Origin of the sequence: Streptomyces sp. rh34, assembly GCF_002551245.1 — a bacterium.
GTDB lineage: Bacteria > Actinomycetota > Actinomycetes > Streptomycetales > Streptomycetaceae > Streptomyces.
This window is the reverse complement of sequence record NZ_NTGZ01000431.1, coordinates 1-3,442: the sequence shown is the minus strand read 5'-3', so window position 1 is coordinate 3,442 and position 3,442 is coordinate 1. Positions and strand designations below refer to the sequence as shown.

At 72.9% G+C, this 3,442-nt stretch carries 4 protein-coding genes; 3 read left to right on the top strand and 1 reads right to left on the bottom strand.

Annotated elements, in window-relative coordinates; all coding sequences use genetic code 11:
- Positions 1–793: phosphatase PAP2 family protein (locus tag CR470_RS36730; protein WP_097872012.1), on the bottom strand; the 793-nt coding region annotated here is incomplete at its 3' end.
- A 160-nt stretch (positions 794–953) separates the two neighbouring features.
- Between CR470_RS36730 and CR470_RS36725 the strand changes: the two genes are divergently transcribed.
- From CR470_RS36725 to CR470_RS36715, 3 genes are all read left to right on the top strand, one after another.
- Positions 954–1,583: a TetR/AcrR family transcriptional regulator gene (locus tag CR470_RS36725; protein ID WP_097872010.1), complete on the top strand. Its 630-nt coding sequence runs from the start codon at positions 954–956 to the stop codon at positions 1,581–1,583.
- A gap of 243 nt (positions 1,584–1,826) precedes the next feature.
- Positions 1,827–2,621, top strand: coding sequence for an SDR family oxidoreductase (locus CR470_RS36720; protein ID WP_097872008.1), 795 nt, complete (start codon positions 1,827–1,829; stop codon positions 2,619–2,621).
- 55 nt (positions 2,622–2,676) lie between these two features.
- Positions 2,677–3,442, top strand: a 766-nt coding sequence (locus tag CR470_RS36715; protein WP_097872014.1) for an SPFH domain-containing protein, incomplete at its 3' end; no start/stop codon positions are given.

The following is a 3,442-nucleotide window of genomic DNA, read 5'->3' as shown; positions in this document are numbered from 1 at the left end:
GTACGGGAGACCCCGCGCCGCTCCCCCACAGGCCCGGCCGGGGCGGCCGCGCGGGGACGGTCCGGGCGGCCGGCGGCAACCGGAAGACGGCGAGGGCGACGGCGAGCATCGCCCCGACGACGATCGCGTCGAGCCAGTAGTGGTTGGCCGTGCCCACGACGACGAGCAGCGTCAGCGCCGGGTGCAGCAGCCACAGCGGGCGCCACCGGGAACGGGTGGCGCCGATCAGCCCGACGGCGACCATCACGGCCCAGCCGACGTGCAGCGAGGGCATCGCGGCGAACTGGTTCGCCATCGTGTCGGTCGCGGGAGTCTGCCCGTACACCGTCGGCCCGTAGACCTGACCGGTGTCGACGAGTCCGGCGGCCGGGAGCATCCGGGGCGGGGCCAGCGGGAACAGCAGGTGCAGCCCCAGGGCGGCGGCGGTGAGCGCGGCGAGAACGCGACGCGACCGGACGTAGTGGTGCGGGCGGCGCCAGTAGAGCCAGGCCAGGAAGAGGGCCGTGGCCGGGAAGTGCACGGCGGCGTAGTAGGTGTTCGCCGCCTGGATCAGGGGCTGGCTGTGCAGCAGCAGCCCCTGGACCGTGCCCTCGTCGGGCAGGTGCAGATCGCGTTCGAGGTCCCATACGTTCCCCGCGTTGCGGAACGCTTCCTCGACATGACCGTTGGCGGCCCGGCGGCCGAACTTGTAGGCCAGGAAGAGTCCGGCCACGAGAAGGAACTCGCGGACGAGGGGCGGTCGGGCACGTATGTCCGGCTCCTGGTCCGTGGGCTCGGTGCGGGCGTGGGTCACCCGGTGCCCCCTTGGATGCGAAGCGGTGTCAGGACGGCCCGGTCAGATCCACGCCGTATCGATACGCCAGTGTACCGATACGTCGGCGTATCGGTACACGCGCGTATCGGTACACTGGCGTATCGAGAACCTCGCCGCACCGCCGCAGGAGGTACAGCCCATGCCGTCGCCCGGTCCCTCGCAGGAGTCAGCCCTCACGTCCCGCCGGTCGAAGATCACACCCGAGCGGGCACAGGAGCTCTACGGGGCGGTGCTGGAACTGTTGCGGGAGAGCGGATACGAGTCGCTGACCATGGAGGGCGTCGCCTCCCGCACGCGGTGCGGGAAGTCGACGCTGTACCGGCAGTGGGGCTCCAAGCCGGAACTGGTCGTGGCCGCGCTGCACGGCACCCGGCGGATGCGGCTCCCGAACATCGACACCGGGACGCTGGCCGGGGACCTGCTGGAGGCCGCGCGGGCGATCGGCGAGGCCTCGGGGAGCGACACCCCGCTCATGCACGCCCTCAGCCATGCGGCGCTCCAGAGCCCGGAGCTGCTGTGTGCGCTGCGCGAGGCCCTGATCCTGCCGGAGATCGCGGCGATCGACACGATGGTCCGGCGGGGCCAGGAGCGCGGCGAGATCGCGGCGGACCTTCCGGGGGCCGAGTTCGTGGCGGCTCAGCTGCTCGGTGTGATGCGCGCCCGGCCACTGCTGGAGGGACGCTACGCCGACGCGGCGTATCTGACCCGGTTCGTGGAGATGGCGATCCTCCCGAGCCTCGGACTCACGGCGGGAACGCCGGAGTCCTGACAGACGTGGACCGCCCGCCCCAGCGGATGGGGCGGTCCACCCGCGCCGCACCGTGGGGACGGGGGCGGCGCACCGCCCGGGTGGCCGGTGACCTCTGCGGAGGCCACCGGCCACCCGTGTGTCCGCACCCCTTCACGCCTCCCCCTGGCCTACCTAACAAGCGCTTGGTAGATTTCGGAGCGGGCGGACGCGGGGACGAGACCCGGCGAGTCCGCCTCCACAACCAGCGGCGAAGGGCGGGTCATGGACCAGTCCCATGCGATGGACTTCACCGGGCGAGCGGTACTCGTCACCGGAGGCACCAGAGGCCTGGGGGCCGCGATGGCGAGAGCGTTCCTCGCGAACGGCGCGGAGGTCATGGTCTGCGGGCGCGGCACACCGGCCGCGCCGCCGTCGACGGGCGGGCGGGAGGCCTCGTTCCGGGCCGCGGACCTGCGGGATCCCGAGGCGGCGGCGGATCTCGTCACCGCGACCGCCGAGCGGTTCGGCCGGCTGGACGTGCTCGTGAACAACGCCGGCGGCTCCCCGGACGCCGACGCGGCGACCGTCTCGCCACGCTTCGTCGAGAAAGTGGTGGCGCTCAACCTCCTCGCACCCTTCTACACGGCCCAGGCGGCGAATCTGGTGATGCGGGAGCAGCCGGACGGCGGGTGCGTGATCAACATCGGCAGCGTCTCCGCGCACGACCCGCAGCCCGGCACCGCCGCCTACTCCGCGGCCAAGGCGGGCCTGCTCGGACTGACCCGGGCCCTGGCCCTCGAATGGGCGCCACGGGTCCGGGTCAACCACATCACCGCGGGCCCCGTCCGCACCGAGAACGCCACCGCGCTGTACGGCCACGACGGCGGGGCCGCGGTGGCGGACATCGTGCCGATGGGGCGACTGGCGGAACCGGACGATGTGGCGCGGGCCTGCCTCTGGCTGGCCTGCGACCTCTCCTCGTACGTCAACGGCGCCGATCTCGCCGTACACGGGGGCGGCGAGATCCCGGCCAGGCAGGTGGCCCGCCGGACCCCACCCCCCTTTTCGTCACCTTGACTCTATTCGCCACACCCCTTATCGTCGCAGTGACGAAATAGAGGGGGTCCTCACCATCGCCGACATCACCCGGCGCTTCGGCTGGCGCCACCTGCGCTCCGCGCCCACCGCCCACATCCGCCACCACCACCGCGGCCGGCCGGCCCACGACGGCCAGGGGCTCAGCTTCTGGTACCGGTCCCTGTCGGCGGCACTCTCCGAGGTGCCGGTCGACGACCGGGAGCTGGCCATGGCGTTCCACGCCCGTACGGCCGACTTCCAGGACGTCACCGTGCAGGCCACCGTCACCTACCGGATCAGCGATCCGGCCGAGGCGGCGAACCGGCTCGACTTCTCCGTGGACCCGGACACCGGGAGCTGGCGCGGCGCGCCGCTGGAACAGATCGCCACCCTCCTGACCGAGACCGCGCAGCAGCACACGCTGGACGTGCTGGCCCGCACCCCGCTCGCGGCGGCCCTGGTCGACGGCGTCGCCTCCGTACGCGAACGGGTCGCCACCGGCCTCACCGCCGAGCCCCGTCTCCCGGCCACCGGCATCGACGTGGTGGCCGTGCGCGTCGTCGCGATCCGCCCCGAGGCCGAGGTCGAGCGCGCCCTGCGCACCCCGGCCCGCGAGCAGATCCAGCAGGAAGCGGACCGGGCCACCTACGAACGGCGGGCCGTGGCCGTCGAGCGGGAGCGCGCCATCGCCGAGAACGAACTGGCCAGCCAGATCGAACTGGCCCGGCGCGAGGAACAGTTGGTCGACCAGCGCGGCACGAATGCCCGTCGCGAGGCCGAGGAGAAGGCCGCGGCCGACGGCGTACGGACCGAGGCGGAGG

Bases quoted from the DNA above. Each gene is read 5' to 3' on its own strand.
- CR470_RS36720 (WP_097872008.1), top strand. From the start codon at position 1,827: ATGGACCAGTCCCATGCGATGGACTTCACCGGGCGAGCGGTACTCGTC.
- CR470_RS36725 (WP_097872010.1), top strand. From the start codon at position 954: ATGCCGTCGCCCGGTCCCTCGCAGGAGTCAGCCCTCACGTCCCGCCGG.